Source organism: Burkholderiales bacterium (assembly GCA_036262035.1).
GTDB lineage: Bacteria > Pseudomonadota > Gammaproteobacteria > Burkholderiales > SG8-41 > JAQGMV01.
This window is the reverse complement of sequence record DATAJS010000010.1, coordinates 1,100,774-1,116,610: the sequence shown is the minus strand read 5'-3', so window position 1 is coordinate 1,116,610 and position 15,837 is coordinate 1,100,774. Positions and strand designations below refer to the sequence as shown.

The window sequence follows — 15,837 nt, the reverse complement described above, 5'->3', positions numbered from 1 at the left end:
GCCTGTTTTCGCGGCGTAAACTCGCGTCTTTTTTGCGCGCGAGTCGCGCAATCAGCACACGTGCCTATCGCAGTCGCACTCGCGCTCACCTTCATCGCATTCACCGCGCTCAACGCCGCGCGCGTTCTGCTGTCTCTGTATGCGCTCACGCTCGGCGCGCCCGCTTCCTCGGTGGGCGTGCTCGGCGGCATGTTCTATGTGTTTCCGCTGCTCCTGTCGTGGCCGATCGGCGCGCTGTCCGACCGGATAGGACCGCGGCGTTTGCTGATCGTCGGCGCGGTCGCCGGCACCGGCGCGCTGCTGCTGCCGTATTTCGTGCGGCAGGTCGGAGCGTTCTACGCGGCGGCGGCGCTGAGCGGGCTGTCGATCGCGTTCTATCACGTCACGCTGCAAAACCTCGTGGGCACGCTGAGCACGCCGCAGCAGCGCGCGCGCAACTTCAGCAACTTCAGCCTCGTGGGCGCGCTGACGAGCTTCGTGGGGCCGCTGATGGCGGGGGTGTCGATCGACCACATCGGACACGCGAACGCGGCGCTGGCGATCGTCGGCCTGTCGCTGTGCGCGTTCGTCGCGCTGGCGATCGGCTGGCGGCACCTGCCCAAGCCCAGGCCGCCGGCGCCGAAAGCCGCGGCGCCCGCGGACATGCCCGCCGACCCGGGCATCTGGCGCATGCTCACCGCGAGCGCGATGGTTCAGCTCGGGACCGACCTCTTCCAGTTCTACATCCCGATCTACGGCCACGAGATCGGGCTCTCGGCCTCGGCGATCGGCCTGGTGCTCGCGAGCTTCGCGGCGGCCGCGTTCGTCGTGCGCATCTTCCTGCCGCGGCTCGTGAAGCAGGCGCGGCCGGACAAGGTGTTGATGTACTCGTTCTACGCCGGCGCGCTCGGCTTTCTCGCGGTGCCGTTCTTCCACAGCGTGCTTCCGCTGATGCTGTGCTCGTTCTCGTTCGGGCTGGGGATGGGCTGCGGCACGCCGCTCACGGTGATGCTGATGTTCGAGACCTCTTCCGCCGGCCGCTCGGGCCGCACGCTGGGCATACGCCTGACGACGACCAACGCGGTGCGCGCCTTCGGCCCGATGATCTTCGGCGCGATCGGCACCGCGTTCGGCATCCCTCCGGTGTTCTGGATCAACGGCGCCCTGATGGCGGCGCAGGGGTACTGGACGAAGCGGAGCAGTGCTTCGAAAAGCTAAAAGCTGTCTAACCGCCAAGGACGCAAAGGACGCAAAGGAAAGCTAAACATCGCGAACTCATGACGACGCGGCGTTAGTTAACCTTTGCGTCCTTTGCGTCCTTTGCGGTTCATTTGCTTTTACTTAACCGGGAAGTTCGCGGACTTCCGGGCGTCTCCCGTGAGCTCGAGGATGTGCATCCCCGTGTTCGCGCGGTCGACGATGTAGATGTAGCCGCGGTCGTCGACTTCGACGTTGTTGGTCTGGATCGCGATCTTGCAGCGCTCGCCCCCTTCGGTCTTCACGCAGCGGCGCGCCGTGTTCTTGTTGATCTCGGGGATGTAATAGCCGATCTCCACCGGCGCGAACGGGTTGCGCATGTCGACCGCGCGCACGCCCGCGTTGAACCACGAGAAGAACATCACGCGCTTGTAGTAGATCGGCCCCATGTCTTCCTGCGACGCGTGCGCCCCGAAGCGGCCGCCGCGCGCGCAGAAGTTGCCGGGCTTCTCGGGCACGTGGTAGTTCGAAATGCTGAACGGCCTGGTCTCGGTCGTCGCGTCGACGAAGAACACCATGTGATTGTCTTCCTGGCACTCGTTGCGCGTCGACTCGTTCACCACCACGATGATGTCGCGCTTCGCGTACTTGCCGAAGCCGCCGAAGTCGGACACGTCCATGCCCAGCACCGGGAAAGTCGTATGGGCACCGATGAACGGCGAGAGATCGAGTCGAGACACCTGCGGATAGAGCAGGTTCTCGGCGGTCGGCGCGAACGGCTCTTTCGACGCCGGGTTGCCCTTGAGCAGCTTGTCGCGATCGACGATCTGCACCGTGCCCGCGAGCAGCGTGCCGTACCCGAAGTACACCCGGTTGCCGACGACGATCGGACCGTGCGTGTCCTGCGGCATCGGGTTCATCGTCGAGCCCGGCTCCTGCCCGATCAGCGCGAAATTGCGGATGAATCGCGGGTGCGCCGGATCGGACAGATCGTAGATCTTGGTCATGCGCTTGGTGCGCCAGCGCTCGGGCCTGCCGTCCGAGACGAGGTACGCGATGCCGGTGTCGCACTCCCACCAGTTCTTGTGCGTATCCTTGAGCCCGCTGACCACGGTGGTGAGCAGCGCCGGCTTCTCGGGCGTGGTCACGTCCCAGATCTCCTGCGCCGACGTGCCGCCGGTGCGCAGCAGGTAGACCTTGCTCTTGTCGGCTTTCGGAAGCTTGGCGCCGTCGCACACGCGCACCATCTGCGCCCCACCCTGCTCGCCGAACCCGGGCTCGCCCGGGATGTGCGCGATGTAGCGCGGCTTCGCCGGATCGGTGACGTCGACGATCGAAGTGCCGTTGCTCTCGTTGCGCTGGGTCAGCGGATTCATCGGCGCCGGCACTTCCTGCGTGCCGCCGTGGTGGCCGATGTAGGCGATGTAGCGATTGCCCTGGCGATGGATCACCGGCTGGTAGGCGCTGCGCGCCTGCAGGTCGTTGTAGCCGACGAGGCGCATGTTCTTCGATTCGGGTTTGCGCGAGGCCGGATGGATTTCGGCTTCGGTGGCGGCTGCAGCGGACGTCGCCACATAGCCGAGCGAGAGCGCGGCTGCGAGCGCAGCGAGCGCGTGCCTGGTGACTTGCATGGAGCTCCTCCCTTGCACGTGTGAATGCCCGGCCGCGCTCCTCGTATTTGTTGTCGTCTGCGGCGAGACGAACCGGAGCGTAGCGGTACACTCGCCCGATGATCAAGCGCAACGTCGCCGCAACCGCGCTGTGGCTCGTGCCGCATTGCGCCTATGCGCACGGGATCGACGAACGTCACAACCTGCCGGCGCCGCTCGCGTACTTCATCGCCGGTGCGACGGCGGCGGTGGCGGTGTCGTTCGTGATCGCTCTGCTCTTCGCGCGCGCCGCGCCGCGGGTGAGCCGGATTCGCGAGATGCGCATCGGCGCCCTGCCGGTGCTGCGAGCGGGTGCGCGCGCGCTCGGCCTGCTGCTCTTCGTCACGACGCTCGCGGCGGGGCTCTACGGCACGCGCGATCCGGTGATGAACCTCGCGCCCACGCTGGTGTGGATCGTGTGGTGGGTCGGGCTGACGGTGTTCGTGGGCTGCATCGGCAACGTCTGGCCGGCGATCGATCCGTGGCGCACGCTGTACGACCTGATCGACTTCGCGGTTCGGCGCGCGGGCGTGCGTCGTGGCGCGACGCTCGGCTTGCCGTATCCGCACGGCCTCGACGCGTGGCCCGCCGCGGCGCTGCTGCTGTTCATCGGCTGGTTCGAAGTGGTGTACCCGGAAGGCGCCGAGCCGCGGCGCATCGCGAGCGCGATGCTGGCATGGACCGCGATCACGCTGGCAGGGCACGTGCTCTTCGGCCCGGCGGCGTGGCGCCGCAACGGCGATGTCTTCTCGATCTATTTCTGCACGCTCGGGCGCTTCGCCCCGTTCGCGCGCGGCACCGCGAAAACGCTCAGGCTGCGCGTACCGGGACGCGGCCTGCTCGCCGCCGAAGGCATGACGCTCGGCCGCGTCGGATTCGTCGTCGCGATGCTCGCGATCGTTCTGTTCGACGGGCTGCTGAGCGGCGAGACGTGGTACGTGTTGCAGGCTCAGGTCATGCGGGACGTGCCCGCGCTCGCCAACCCGCGCGGCGCCATCGCGGGCGCGACCGGCCTCGCGGCGCTGTGGCTGCTGCTGTTCGCGGCGTACGCGATCGCCTGCGCGCTCGCGGCGAAGCTCGTGCGCGGCGCATCGACGCTCGTCCACATGAAAACGTTCGCGCTCACGCTCGTGCCGATCGCCATCGGTTACGCCGTTGCGCACAACGCGTCGCACCTCGTCGCGCAGGGCCAGCATGCGATCGCGCTGGTGTCCGATCCGCTCGGCCGCCAGTGGAACCTCTTCGGCACCGCGGGCTATCGCGCCGCCGCGGTCATGGGACCGAAGTCGACGTGGTACGTCGCGGTGTCGGCGATCGTGATCGGCCACGCGATCTCGATCTGGCTCGCGCATCGCGTCGCGCTGCGAGAATTCGGAGCCGCGCGGCTCGCCGCCCTGGCGTGCGTGCCGCTCACCGTCGTCATGCTCGTCTACACCGCGACGAGCCTCGCGATCATCGCCGAGCCGATGGTGAGGTTCGAGCCGGTGCGTTTAGAATGACGCGATGAAACGTTACCAGGCTCTGATGGCGATCGCCGCGCTCGCGGCGATGCCGGCACTCGCTCAGCAATATCCCACCAAGCCCATCCGCTATATCTCGCCTTATCCGGCGGGCGGCGGCAACGACACGCTGCTGCGCATCCTCGCCGACAAGGTCGGCGAGCAGATGGGTCAGCGGATCATCGTCGACAACCGGCCGGGCGCGAACACCATCGTCGGCACCGAGCTCATGGTGAAATCGCCGCCCGACGGCTACACGTTCCTCCTGATACCGAACACCTTCGCGACCAATCCGGCGTTCTATCCGAAGCTGCCGTACGACACCGTCAAGGACGTGACGCCGGTCGCGCAGGTCGCGCTGTCGCCGCAGATGATCGTCGCGCACCCGAGCTTTCCGGCGAAGACCGTGAAGGAGCTGCTCGCGATGGCGCGGACGAAGCCCGGCGCGCTGACCTACGGCACGTCGGGCACCGGCTCGATCGGCCATCTCGCGGGACTGCTGCTGACGAGCATGACCGGTGTTACGCTCACCCACGTGCCTTACAAGGGGACGGCGCCTGCGGTGAACGACCTCATGGGCGGGCACATACCGCTGATGGTGTCGTCGATGATCTCGACGCTGCCGCAGGTGAGGAACGGAAGGCTGAAGATCATCGCGCTCACGACGGCGCACCGCGCGAAAGCGCTGCCGGACGTACCGACGATCGCCGAGTCGGGCGTGCCGGGCTACGACTGCACGCTGTGGTACGGCATCCTCGCGCCCGCGCGCACGCCCGAGGCGATCGTCAGGCGCATGAACGCGGAGCTCGGTACTGCGTTGAAGTCACCCGACGTCGTCGAGAAGCTCTCGACGCAGGCCGTGGAGCCGCATCACACCTCGCCCGAGCAGTTCGCCGCGCTCATCCGCAACGAGCTCGGCAAGTGGGACAAGGTGATCAGGACGTCGGGCGTAAAACTGGACTAGAAGCGTCGATCAGGGACGGATCTGGCCGCGGATCTCGCCGCCCTTGTGCTGCGGGGTGTGCACGTTGAAGTAGGTGCGGCCGGCTTTGTAGGCCTCGTACTGGGCTTCGGTCAGCTTCTGACCCGGCTTCGACGTCCAGGTGTTGTCGGCGGTCTTCTCCATCGGCACGATCACCGGGCCGTTCGCGCCGGCGGCGCCTTCGTGGATGTGCGCCGCGACGCCGTTGACGCCCTGCGTCGTGATCTTCGCGGTGACGGTGCGGTCTTCGGCCACGCTGACCGTGCCGGTGCCCGAGCCCGCGCTGTTCACCGGCGGCACTTCCTGCGAGCCGCTGAGCGCAACGCTCGCCGCACCGCCGCCCATTCCAGCGCATCCTGCGATCAGCAGCGCGGTGGCGAGCGCCGCCGCGGACGTTTTGAGCGTTTGTGTGATCTTCATGTCTGCCCTCCGTGAGTGGTCGATGGCCGTGATGCCGGCGCCGAACGCCGGACGCCCATCATATGCCAATGTCCGAGAACAGCGGCATGCCCGCATTTATTCCTGGAACGCGCCGTCGTGCGACGAGAACGCGATCGTGCAAGGTTTACCCGAGCGGTTGCTCCACGCGTGCCGCGTGCCCCGCTGCACGACCGTATCGCCGGCTTTCAGCGCGACTTCCCCCGTGTCCAGCACGAGCGTGATCTCCCCTCCCAGCACGAGGCAGAAATCGAGCGTGCGCGTCTGCTGCATATACGGGTGCGGACCCTCGACGGATGCGCGCGGAGAGCCCATGGCCGCGAAGAACGCCTGGACGTCGCGTGGCTCGACCCTGTAGCTGTCCTCGGGAGGAAAGGTCACGACGCGGCACACCGACCCGCCGGCCGGCGGCTCGAGCGTGTGCGGCGTCTCGAGCGTTTCGCGCACCCGCACGCGCGCCGGCGTGCGATCGGTGACCCAGATGCGCGTCGACGAATAGCCGGGACGCGCGGGATCGGTCCGCACGTCGGGTGACGGTCCGTCGCTGATCGCGACCGATTGGCCTTGCTCGTCGTCGACCGTGACGATGCGTCGAACGGGCTTAGTCGTCATAGCGCGCTCCCATCATGACGAACGCCATCAGGCTGCCTTCTCGCGGATTGGTCCAGCCGTGCCAGTTGCCGAGCTGCACCACGACGTCGCCGGGCTTCATCACTTTCTCGCCGCGATCGAGCAGGAGCACGCGCTCGCCTTCGAGCAGGATGCCGTAGTCGACCGTCTCCGACTTGTGTACCGGCGAGGAGAACGCGTTCGCGCCGCCCTTGTCCCACGTGCCGCCTGCCCTCTGCCTCGGCTCGCCGAGCGGGACTGCGGTGGCGTCCTGCGCGGGGTCGTAACCCGCGGGCTTCGGCGGCGACTGCACGATGCGCAGGTGCCCGCCGTCGTGCGGCGGCTCGAAGCTGAACGGCAGACGCCCGTCGTCGCGATCGCGCAGGAGCGGCACGGGACAGCGGCCGTACACCCAGACGTCGGTCATGCACGTCCCCGGCCGTATCGCGCCGGGGTTCACGTTGGGCGCGGCGCTGTCGTACAGCACGCACGAGCGGCCCTGGGCGTCGTTGCCGGTCACTACTCTGCGAATGGGCTTGATCTCGTTGCTCATGGACTCCTCCGACCTTTAAAAGCATTGACCGCAAAGGACGCCAGGGACGCAAAGGAAAGGCAAAAGCAAAACCAACCGCAGAGGACGCGGAGGACGCGGAGGAAGAGCGGAGCAACGTCATTCCCGCGAAGGCGGGAATCCATTTTCAGTGCTGTCAAGAATCAAGATGGATTCCCGATCCCGCTCCCGCGGGTCGGGAATGACGAATCTTCCTTTATGTCCTTTGTGTCCTTGGCGGTTAATAATCGCGCTGCTATTCCAACTTCACCCCGGTGACCTTCACCAGGTTCGCCCACTTCACGATCTCCGACTTGATCAACGCCGAGAACTCCGCCGGCGTGGTCGGGGCGGCGTCGGCGCCTTCGGCAGCGAGGCGCTTCTTCACTTCGGCGCTGTTGAGGAGCTTCACCGTCTCGGCGTGGAGGCGCTCGACGATGTCCTTCGGCAGGTTAGCCGGTCCCATGAGGCCCCACCACGACGTCGACTCGACTTCGGGAAAGCCCGATTCGGCCATCGTCGGCACGTTGGGCATCTGCGGCGAGCGTTTCGCGCTCGCGACCGCGACGTAGCGCAGCCGGCCCGAGTTCACGAACGGCTGCGCCGAGATCGGCGAGGTGAAATAGAGATGCGAGTTGCCCGCCAGCACGTCGATCAGCGCCGGTCCCGCGCCTTTGAACGGGATGTGCACCATGCTGATCTTCGCCGCGATGGCGAACCGCGCCGCGGTGATGTGTCCCGGGCTGCCGATGCCCGACGACGCGTAGTTGATCTGCCCGGGCTTCGAGCGCGCCAGCGCGACGAGGTCCCTGACCGATTTCACCGGCATCGACGGATGCACCACGAGCACGTTCGGCGTCGTCGCGAGCAGCGTGATCGGCGTGAACGCATTCACCGGGTCGTAGGGCAGCTTGCCCATCAGCGCGAGGTTGATCGCGAGATTGCCCGCCTGTCCGATGACGAGCGCGTAGCCGTCCGGCGGCGCCTTGGACGCAAGGTCGAGCCCGAGGATGCCGCTCGCGCCGGCGCGGTTGTCCGCGATGATCGGCTGCTTCAGCGTTTCCGTAAGCCGCTGCACGACGTTGCGGCCGAGCGCGTCGGTCGCGCCGCCCGGCGGGAACGGAATGATGAGACGGATGGGTTTGGAGGGATAGGTTTCGGCTGCGAGCGCCGGAGCGCATGCGAGCGCGAGTAATACTGCGACTGTCTTCTTCATCTACTCGGATTTCACGTTGAACGGCTTTATTTGCGCGCGATGGTAACAAACCGAAAGCGGCTGACTTTGCCGCACCCTCGCTCCTCTCCCCGAATCGGGGAGAGGAGCGGGGGGTGAGGGTTTTCGCTTACTTCGCGGGGGCGCTGATATATGTCAGGAACCCCGCCATCTCCTCGCGCCGCTTGGCGAGATACTCCGCGGTCTGCGCGGCGTTGAGGTACGTGTCCTCGTACATGAAGCGCTTCGCGAATTCCTTCCACGCCGCGCTGTCGTGCACGCGCTTCAACGACGCTTCCATCGACGCGGCCGCTTCCTTGGACACGCCCGCCGGCATCGCGAACCCGCGGCCGGTACCGACGACGATGTTGTAGCCGAGCTCTTTCAGCGTCGGCGTATCGGGCACCGCCGCCAGGCGCTTCTCGCCGGTCACCGCGAGCACGCGCATCTTCTTCGACTCGACCATCGACATCATCTCCGACAGGTTCTCGGGCGTGAACGGCACGTGGCCGCCGAGCACCGCGGTCGTCGCTTCGGAGCCGCCCTTGAACGACACGAACTTGTACTTCGCGCCGGTCTCACGCTCGAGGAGATAGAGGAAGAGCCGCGCGCTGCCGGTCGCGGACGTGATCGCCGCGGGAATGCTCATCGGCTCGCGCTTGCCCGCTTCGACGAGGTCTTTCATCGTCTTGAACTTCGAATCGGCCGGCACCGCGATCGCCTGCGGGTCCATCGCGAAGAACGCGACCGGCGTGTAGTTGTCGAGCCCGAGCCCGAGCTCGGGCCGGCTCGCCGCGGTGAGCAGCGTGCCGGTGGCGATGCCGAGCACCACGTGCGGATCGCCTTTCTTGCTCTTGACGTAGTTGAACGCGACGCCGCCCGCGCCGCCGGTGCGGTTGGAGACCGTCGTCGGCTGCGAGTAGATCTTCTCGCGGCCGAGCATGTCGGCGACCGCGCGAGCGAACGTGTCGGTGCCTCCGCCCGGAGACGTGTGCACGACGAACTCGATGGGACGCGACGGAGACCACTGCGCCGCGTGGGCGACGTGCGCGGCGACTGCACCGGCTGCGAGAGCGACGGCGGCAACGAGACTTCGAGCTTTCATCCTTCCTCCTCTTCTGGTTGTTGGGTGCTGCGGGCTCAACTATAATTCGCCTCGTCATTGGGGAGTAGCCGCTCCTGTCTGATCGACAGGAGGAACGCGTCAACATGCTTGCGCATCCGCGCATGGCGCGTTCGATACCGCGACCGCGGTGTGGCGAGACCTTTGGCATCGGTCTGCCGCTCGAGAGCCGGGCGGGACGGACCGTGCCAATGGTTTTCGCACCCGCCCGGCTCACGGTAACTGTAATGGAAGCTCTCCTCGTCTCCACCGGCATCGTCGCGCTCGCCGAGATCGGCGACAAAACCCAGCTCCTCTCGCTCCTGCTCGCCGCGAAGTTCCGGCGGCCGGTGCCCATCATCCTCGGCATCTTCGTCGCAACCGTCGCCAACCACGCGCTCGCCGGGGCGGTCGGCACGTGGGTCACGCATGCGATCGGCGAATACGCGATGCGCTGGATACTCGGTTTCTCGTTCATCGCGATGGCGGGATGGATGCTCGTGCCCGACAGCCCGCCGGACGAGCAGACGAAGCCCGCGCGCTTCGGCGTCTTCGGCACCACGCTGATCGCGTTCTTCCTCGTCGAGATGGGCGACAAGACTCAGATCGCGACCGTCGCGCTCGCGGCGCAATACGGCGCCTTCGCGATGGTCGTCGCCGGCACGACGCTGGGCATGATGATCGCGAACGTCCCCGCGGTGCTGCTCGGCGAGCGCGCGACCCGAGTGCTGCCGATCCGCGCGATCCACGTCATCGCGGCGCTCATCTTCGCCGCGCTTGGAATAGCGGTGCTCGCCGGCATCGAGGTCGGCTGACGCGCGCTAAAAAGCAAATGAACCGCAAAGGACGCAAAGGACGCCAAGGAAAGCTGAACATCGCGAGCTCATGACGACGCGACGTTAGTACACCTTTGCGTCCTTGGCGTCCTTGGCGGTCAATAGCTTTTGCTTTCTAGAAACCCGTAAATCGGAAATCGACCTCGGGGCTTGCGCCCGCTGACGATATCGGCCAGCGGCACGTTGCCGGGGGTCGCGGGCCGCAGACCGGTCCAGAACTGCGCGCGCGATGCGTCGCACGCGCCGGGAAAGCACGCTTCGAAGCGCGTCAGGATCGCGCGGCAGCGCGTCGGGTTCAGAGCGGTGTCGTAGCCGTTGAGCTCCGCCGTCCCCGCGATGCGCATGCGATCGTCGAGGCGCGACATCACGAGCTTGTATTCGTCGCCGGTCAGCCTGACGGCGGGCGTCTTCGCAGGATCGAGCACCGGCATCGTCACCGAATAGCCTTTGACCGGATACACGGCGAGGTTCAAGCCCAGCGGCCTCGCCGCGATCGGGCTGTAGCTCGTCGTAGGACTGGCGGTTCGTATAGAAGTGGAGGATGCCGCGCTCGAGATGGTCGTACTCGATGCCGGTCTCGGCGCGCAGCGCTTTCAGGCTCTCGCGGCTGTAGAGCCCCAGCCGCGGCTCACCGGGATCTGTCCGCCGTTGGCGAAGCTCGTCTCCAGCCCCGCACCCGGCTCGCGCTCGACGACGGTCACTTCGTGTCCCGAGCGCATGAGATACCAGGCGGCAGTCGTGCCCACCACGCCAGCGCCCAGCACGCCTGCCTTCATTCCCGGGCCGCCGCTACGGCAGCGTCTTCACGTCGCTCAGGTATCCGTGGTTCATCGCGTCGGCGAGGGCCTGCGCGTAATCGGCGAACGTGCGGCCGGCGGCTTCGAGCACCCGGCCGTCCTCGTCGTGGCGCTCCCACCGAAAGCCGGTGCCGTCCTCCGCCGTCACGCGGAGAAACAACCACTGTTCCATCGAAATCCTCCCGCCGATCGATCTTCCGAACGGAGGCTGACGCAGCAAACCGTATGCCGAAAAATCGGCAGCACCCGCGATGTAGAATCGGCGGAAAGACCGGAGGTGGCGCGTTATGCCGATCGGCAGGCTGCGAGCGCTCCGCGCGATCGTCGCCGGCGGATCGCTCGGCGGACTCTTCATCGCCAACCTGCTGCTGCGGCAGGGCTGGGACGTGCACGTCTACCAGCACTCGCGCGACGACCTCGTCGGGCGCGGCGCGGGCATCATCACGCATCCCGAGCTTTTCACCTGCCTGAGCCGCATCGGCATCGCGATCGACGAGAGCTTCGGCGTCGACGTGCCCGAGCGCATCGCTTTCGACGTGAGCGGCCGCGTCCTCGGCACCGTGCCGATCCGGCAGTGCCTCACGACGTGGGGACGGCTCTACGAGCTTCTGAAGGCCGCTTTCCCCGCCGACCGCTATCACTTCGGCCACACGCTGACCGAAGCCGATCAGGATGCGCACTCGGTGCGCGTGCGCTTCGGGAGCGGCGCGGAGGCGCAGGCGGAGCTTCTGGTCGGCGCCGACGGCATCCGCTCGGCGGTGCGGCGCACGCTCCTCCCCGAAGTTCGCGCGCGCTACGCCGGATACGTCGCGTGGCGCGGGCTCGCCGGCGAAACCACGCTCGGCAAGACGACGCACGACGCGCTCTTCCCGCGGATGGCCTTCAGCCTCAACGAGCGCGAGCACATGGTCGGCTATCCCGTCGCCGGCTTCACGCGCTCGACGCGTCCCGGCGAGCGCTGCTACAACTTCGTGTGGTACCGGCCGCTCGACGAGACGAACGGCCTCGCCGACCTGTGCACCGACGTCAACGGCCGCACGCACGACATGTCGGTGCCGCCGCCGCTGCTGCGCCCCGAGCTCATACGCGAAGTGCGCGAATCCGCGCGGCGCAGTCTCGCCCCCCAGTATGCGGAAGTCGTCGAGCGCGCGCCGCAGCCGTTCTTCCAGGCGATCTTTGATCTCGTCTGTCCGCGCGTGACGTTCGGCCGCATCGCGCTGCTCGGCGACGCCGCTTTCGTCGCGCGGCCGCACGTGGGCATGGGCGTGACCAAGGCGGCGGGCGACGCGATGACGCTCGCCGATGCGCTGCGCACCGACGATGACGTCGAATCGGCGCTCGCCGCCTACGAAGCCGCACGCACGCCCATAGGCACGGCCGTCGTGCAGCACGCGCGCGAGCTCGGCGCGTACCTCGGCGGCGACCGCAGCGTCGAAGCGACACGCCGTCACACGCCGGACGCGGTGATGCGCGAGATCGCAGTCACGCGCAGCTCCTCGTGAGCCTGCTCGACCGCTGGCGCGCTGCATGGCGCGAGCTCGGCGCCGGCGCCGACGACGCGCTCTTCCACGAGCTCGTCGCGCGCTATGCCGAACCGCATCGTCGCTATCACACGGTGCAGCACCTCGAAGAATGCTTCGCGGCGTTCGAAACGGCCCGCGGCGAGGCGCAGCACCCCGCGGAGATCGAGCTCGCGCTGTGGTTCCACGATGCGATCTACGACGTGAAGCGCGACGATAACGAGCGCCGCAGCGCGCAGTGGGCGCGGTCCGGCATCGCGAACGCGGGCCTGCCGGGCGAAGTCGGCGAGCGCGTCCACGCCATGGTGCTGGCGACGCGGCACGATGCGCGGATACCCGACAGCCCCGACGCGCGTATCCTCGTGGACGTCGATCTCTCGATCCTGGGCGCGCGGCGCGGGCGCTTCGAAGAATACGAGCATCAGGTGCGCGAGGAGTATGCGTGGGTGCCCGAAGCGGCGTTCGCGCGGGCGCGGTGCGCTATCCTCGAACGTTTTCTCGCGCGGCCGCACCTCTACGAGACGACGCACTTTCGCGACGCGCTCGAAGCGCGCGCGCGGGAGAATCTTCAACGCTCGATCGATACGCTGAGGTCGAGCGCGCAACGGCACGAAAGGACAATCATGGCAGAAGTGAACGGCGACATCTCGGGCGTCAAGGCGCTCACCTTCGACGTGTTCGGCACGGTGGTGGACTGGCACGGCAGCGTCGCGCGCGAAGTGCGCGAGCTCGCCAGGCGCAAAGGGCTCAAGGTGAACGCGGTCAAGTTCACCAAGGCATGGCGCGCGGGCTATCGGCCGGCGATGGATCGCGTGCGATCGGGCGAGCTGCCGTATACCAAGATCGACGTGCTGCACCGGATGATCCTCGACGACCTGCTGCGGCAGTTCAAGATCGCCGACGCGCTGACCGAAGAGGAGAAGGTGCATCTGAACAAGGTGTGGCATCGCCTGAAACCGTGGCCCGATTCGCCGCGGGGGCTGAAGCGCCTGAAGAGCAAATTCATCATCGCGACGCTCTCCAACGGCAACACCGGGCTCCTCGTCAACATGGCCAAGCAGGGCAACCTGCCGTGGGACTGCGTCTTCTCGTCGGAGACGTTCAAGCACTTCAAGCCCGATCCCGAGATGTATCTCGGCGCGGCGGACGCGCTCGACCTCAAACCCGAAGAGGTGATGATGGTCGCTTCCCACAAGCACGACCTGCGGGCGGCGGCGCAATACGGATTGAAGACCGCTTTCATCAAGCGGCCGCACGAGCTCGGGCGCAACAACAATCCCGATCTCCAGTCCGAAGCCGAGTTCACCGTCAACGCCGAGAGCTTCCTCGATCTCGCGGACAGCCTCGGCGCATGAGAGCGCTGCTGTGGTGCGTCCTGTGGGCGGCCGTTTCCGCGGCTGCGCAGGACATCGTGTTCGCGACCGCGTCGCAGGCGCGCGTGATGCTGTCGGCGCCCGACACCTACTCGAAGAGCATGAGCGACTTCGACCGCTCGGCGCGGCTCGCGACCACGCGGCAGGTGAGCGAGAGCGAGTACCTCGCGTTCGCGGCGAAAGCGGCGCGCGACTGGAGCGACGAGGAAAAGTCGGCGTTCGAGGCGGCGTTCAAGGCGATGGTGCCGACGGTCGTCAAGCTGGGCCTGCCGCTGCCCGAGCGCGTGTGGGTGGCGAAGACGAGCGGTGAGGAGGACGCGGGCGCGGCCTACACGCGCCAGAACGCGATCTTCTTCCCGCAGGGCATGCTCGGCATGCGCGGCGCGGCGCTCGAGCGCCTGGTCGCCCACGAGCTTTTCCACGTCGCGACGCGCGCGAATCCCAAGCTCGCCGACCCGCTCTACGCGGTGATCGGCTTCCATCGCTGCGCGGTCGTGCTGCCGGCCGTCCTCGCCGCGCGCCGCATCACCAATCCCGACGCGCCGAAGGACGAGCATTGCATCGAGGTCACCGCGGGCGAGCGCAAGGCCTGGGCGCTGCCGCTGCTCGTCTCGGTCGTGGCGAAGGAGGCGCTGGCGACCTCGGGGCCTTTCCTGCACAACGTGACGACGGTATTGCTCCTCGTCGATCGCAAGGCATCCGGACCCGCGGTGCCGCTGCAAGGCGCGGACGGTCCGCTCGTCGCGGGCATCGACGAGGTGTCCGGGTTCTTCGAGCAGGTGGGCCGCAACACCCGTTACATCATCCATCCCGAGGAGATCGTCGCCGACAACTTCGCGCTGCTCGCGATGGGCGCGCAGAAAGCGCCTTCCCCGGAAATCCTGAAAGGCGTGGAGCGGGTGCTCGCGGAATACCGTGGCGGCAAGTAACGACCAACCCATCGTCACCTGGCAGGAGAACGGCGCCGAGCGCTCCGCGCGCTGGCGCTCCGAATCCGGCCTGCCGCCGCCCAGGCGCGTCGTCGTCGCCGACGACCGCATGAAAGCCGACGTCGCCTATCGCCTCGCGTGCGAAGGCACGGCGCTACTGTGGCGCGGCGACTACGAGAACGCGAAACAGCTCCTCAACGCGATCGCGCGGCGCATCGACAAGCCGCCGCGCAAGCCGCGCCCGCCCGCTGCGCCGAAAGAAGCGTTCCATCTGCACCGGCAGGCGCAGGCGCAGCGCGCGCGGACGCTGTCGATGCTGCTGCTCCAGTTCCACGAAGATCACACGCTGCATCTGAAGCGCGCGCCGCAGGCGCAGGAAGCGCTGAGCGAAGTCTACGGTCCTGTGCCCGAGCGTTACGTGATCTCGCTGCGCGAGCTCCTCGGCGCCATCGGCGCGCACGAGTGGCGCCGCAAAGGCATGGCGGTGCCCGCGGCCGGCGGGCGCATCCATCCGCATTACGGGGTGTTCTCGCCGATCCGCAGCGAGTACGTGAAGCTCGTGGCCGAGGCGCCGCTGCCGCCGGCGCAACTGGCTTTCGACATCGGCACCGGCACCGGCGTGCTCGCGGCGGTGCTGGCGAAGCGCGGCGTGGCGCGCGTCATCGCGACCGAGCTCGACCCGCGCGCCGCGGCGTGCGCGCGCGAGAACGTCGAGCGGCTCGGTCTCGCCGATCGCGTGAGCGTCGTCGAAGCCGACCTCTTTCCCGACGGACGTGCGCCGCTCGTCCTCTGCAATCCGCCGTGGGTGCCGGCGCGGCCGAGCTCGCGTCTCGAGAGCGCGGTCTACGACCCGGAGAGCCGGATGCTGCGCGGCTTTCTCGCCGGGCTGCGCGACCACCTCGAGCCCGGCGGTGAAGCGTGGCTCGTGCTGTCCGATTTCGCCGAGCGCCTGGGATTGCGCTCGCGCGACGAGCTCATGGGATGGATCGCCGATGCCGGTCTCACGGTGATCGGCCGCAACGATGCGAAGCCCGTCCATCCCAGGAGCGCCGACGCGAGCGATCCGCTGCACGCGGCGCGCTCCAGCGAAGTCACCTCGCTCTGGCGCTTGTCCGCCGCGTAGCGCAGGCGCCCTCGCCTGCAGCACAAGGCTCGGGAATTGCT

The 15,837-nt window shown here is 67.4% G+C and carries 15 protein-coding genes, 1 pseudogene and 1 riboswitch; of the genes and pseudogenes, 8 read left to right on the top strand and 8 right to left on the bottom strand.

The features are described from left to right. Positions 1-60 precede the first annotated feature (60 nt). Entirely contained in the window at positions 61-1,197 is a 1,137-nt protein-coding gene (locus tag VHP37_13215; GenBank protein HEX2827301.1) for an MFS transporter, read from the top strand. Between the two features lie 119 nt (positions 1,198-1,316). On the opposite strand, the gene VHP37_13210 is transcribed toward VHP37_13215, so the two are convergent. Then, a complete protein-coding gene (locus tag VHP37_13210) occupies positions 1,317-2,807 on the bottom strand; it encodes a hypothetical protein (GenBank protein ID HEX2827300.1) in 1,491 nt (496 codons plus the stop codon). A gap of 98 nt (positions 2,808-2,905) precedes the next feature. Between VHP37_13210 and VHP37_13205 the strand changes: the two genes are divergently transcribed. Then, on the top strand, positions 2,906-4,324 hold the full coding sequence (locus tag VHP37_13205) for a hypothetical protein (protein HEX2827299.1): 1,419 nt from the start codon (positions 2,906-2,908) through the stop codon (positions 4,322-4,324). A 4-nt stretch (positions 4,325-4,328) separates the two neighbouring features. Beyond that, the gene (locus VHP37_13200; protein ID HEX2827298.1) at positions 4,329-5,288 is read left to right on the top strand and encodes a tripartite tricarboxylate transporter substrate binding protein; all 960 of its coding nucleotides are present in this window, start codon (positions 4,329-4,331) and stop codon (positions 5,286-5,288) included. Positions 5,289-5,297: 9 nt separating this feature from the next. Here the strand turns inward: VHP37_13200 and VHP37_13195 are convergent, their stop codons facing one another. The 5 genes from VHP37_13195 to VHP37_13175 form a co-directional block, all read right to left on the bottom strand. After that, on the bottom strand, positions 5,298-5,726 hold the full coding sequence (locus tag VHP37_13195) for a CHRD domain-containing protein (protein ID HEX2827297.1): 429 nt from the start codon (positions 5,724-5,726) through the stop codon (positions 5,298-5,300). Between the two features lie 96 nt (positions 5,727-5,822). Then, positions 5,823-6,356: a cupin domain-containing protein gene (locus VHP37_13190; protein HEX2827296.1), complete on the bottom strand. Its 534-nt coding sequence runs from the start codon at positions 6,354-6,356 to the stop codon at positions 5,823-5,825. Beyond that, positions 6,346-6,906 (bottom strand): hypothetical protein, encoded by a 561-nt coding sequence (locus VHP37_13185; protein ID HEX2827295.1) that lies wholly within the window; start codon positions 6,904-6,906, stop codon positions 6,346-6,348. Before VHP37_13185 ends, VHP37_13190 begins: the two co-directional genes overlap by 11 nt. 253 nt (positions 6,907-7,159) lie before the next feature. Then, complete coding sequence (locus VHP37_13180; protein ID HEX2827294.1) at positions 7,160-8,119, bottom strand: tripartite tricarboxylate transporter substrate binding protein; 960 nt, start codon at positions 8,117-8,119, stop codon at positions 7,160-7,162. Between the two features lie 127 nt (positions 8,120-8,246). After that, positions 8,247-9,221 (bottom strand): tripartite tricarboxylate transporter substrate binding protein, encoded by a 975-nt coding sequence (locus VHP37_13175; GenBank protein ID HEX2827293.1) that lies wholly within the window; start codon positions 9,219-9,221, stop codon positions 8,247-8,249. Positions 9,222-9,268: 47 nt separating this feature from the next. Continuing rightward, a riboswitch (yybP-ykoY riboswitch) is annotated at positions 9,269-9,462 on the top strand. Between the two features lie 4 nt (positions 9,463-9,466). On the opposite strand from VHP37_13175, the gene VHP37_13170 reads away from it, so the two are divergent. Beyond that, entirely contained in the window at positions 9,467-10,033 is a 567-nt protein-coding gene (locus VHP37_13170) for a TMEM165/GDT1 family protein (GenBank protein ID HEX2827292.1), read from the top strand. 197 nt (positions 10,034-10,230) lie between these two features. On the opposite strand, the pseudogene VHP37_13165 reads toward VHP37_13170, so the two are convergent. Together VHP37_13165 and VHP37_13160 are read right to left on the bottom strand one after the other, a co-directional pair. Further along, positions 10,231-10,830: pseudogene (locus VHP37_13165) on the bottom strand (FAD-dependent oxidoreductase). Positions 10,831-10,843: 13 nt separating this feature from the next. Next, positions 10,844-11,023: a hypothetical protein gene (locus tag VHP37_13160; protein HEX2827291.1), complete on the bottom strand. Its 180-nt coding sequence runs from the start codon at positions 11,021-11,023 to the stop codon at positions 10,844-10,846. 115 nt (positions 11,024-11,138) lie between these two features. On the opposite strand from VHP37_13160, the gene VHP37_13155 reads away from it, so the two are divergent. Genes VHP37_13155 through VHP37_13140 form a run of 4 tightly spaced genes read left to right on the top strand, consistent with a single transcriptional unit; the run spans position 11,139 to position 15,796 of the window. After that, complete coding sequence (locus VHP37_13155) at positions 11,139-12,353, top strand: FAD binding domain-containing protein (GenBank protein HEX2827290.1); 1,215 nt, start codon at positions 11,139-11,141, stop codon at positions 12,351-12,353. Further along, a complete protein-coding gene (locus VHP37_13150; GenBank protein HEX2827289.1) occupies positions 12,350-13,726 on the top strand; it encodes a haloacid dehalogenase type II in 1,377 nt (458 codons plus the stop codon). The genes VHP37_13155 and VHP37_13150 overlap by 4 nt, the downstream gene beginning before the upstream one ends. After that, positions 13,723-14,673 (top strand): DUF4157 domain-containing protein, encoded by a 951-nt coding sequence (locus VHP37_13145; GenBank protein HEX2827288.1) that lies wholly within the window; start codon positions 13,723-13,725, stop codon positions 14,671-14,673. The genes VHP37_13150 and VHP37_13145 overlap by 4 nt, the downstream gene beginning before the upstream one ends. Then, positions 14,660-15,796 (top strand): class I SAM-dependent methyltransferase, encoded by a 1,137-nt coding sequence (locus VHP37_13140; GenBank protein ID HEX2827287.1) that lies wholly within the window; start codon positions 14,660-14,662, stop codon positions 15,794-15,796. The genes VHP37_13145 and VHP37_13140 overlap by 14 nt, the downstream gene beginning before the upstream one ends. Positions 15,797-15,837: the final 41 nt, after the last annotated feature.

Bases quoted from the DNA above. Each gene is read 5' to 3' on its own strand.
- VHP37_13180 (HEX2827294.1), bottom strand. From the start codon at position 8,119: ATGAAGAAGACAGTCGCAGTATTACTCGCGCTCGCATGCGCTCCGGCG.
- VHP37_13185 (HEX2827295.1), bottom strand. From the start codon at position 6,906: ATGAGCAACGAGATCAAGCCCATTCGCAGAGTAGTGACCGGCAACGAC.
- VHP37_13145 (HEX2827288.1), top strand. From the start codon at position 13,723: ATGAGAGCGCTGCTGTGGTGCGTCCTGTGGGCGGCCGTTTCCGCGGCT.
- VHP37_13205 (HEX2827299.1), top strand. From the start codon at position 2,906: ATGATCAAGCGCAACGTCGCCGCAACCGCGCTGTGGCTCGTGCCGCAT.
- VHP37_13170 (HEX2827292.1), top strand. From the start codon at position 9,467: ATGGAAGCTCTCCTCGTCTCCACCGGCATCGTCGCGCTCGCCGAGATC.
- VHP37_13190 (HEX2827296.1), bottom strand. From the start codon at position 6,356: ATGACGACTAAGCCCGTTCGACGCATCGTCACGGTCGACGACGAGCAA.
- VHP37_13200 (HEX2827298.1), top strand. From the start codon at position 4,329: ATGAAACGTTACCAGGCTCTGATGGCGATCGCCGCGCTCGCGGCGATG.
- VHP37_13160 (HEX2827291.1), bottom strand. From the start codon at position 11,023: ATGGAACAGTGGTTGTTTCTCCGCGTGACGGCGGAGGACGGCACCGGC.
- VHP37_13210 (HEX2827300.1), bottom strand. From the start codon at position 2,807: ATGCAAGTCACCAGGCACGCGCTCGCTGCGCTCGCAGCCGCGCTCTCG.
- VHP37_13195 (HEX2827297.1), bottom strand. From the start codon at position 5,726: ATGAAGATCACACAAACGCTCAAAACGTCCGCGGCGGCGCTCGCCACC.
- VHP37_13155 (HEX2827290.1), top strand. From the start codon at position 11,139: ATGCCGATCGGCAGGCTGCGAGCGCTCCGCGCGATCGTCGCCGGCGGA.
- VHP37_13175 (HEX2827293.1), bottom strand. From the start codon at position 9,221: ATGAAAGCTCGAAGTCTCGTTGCCGCCGTCGCTCTCGCAGCCGGTGCA.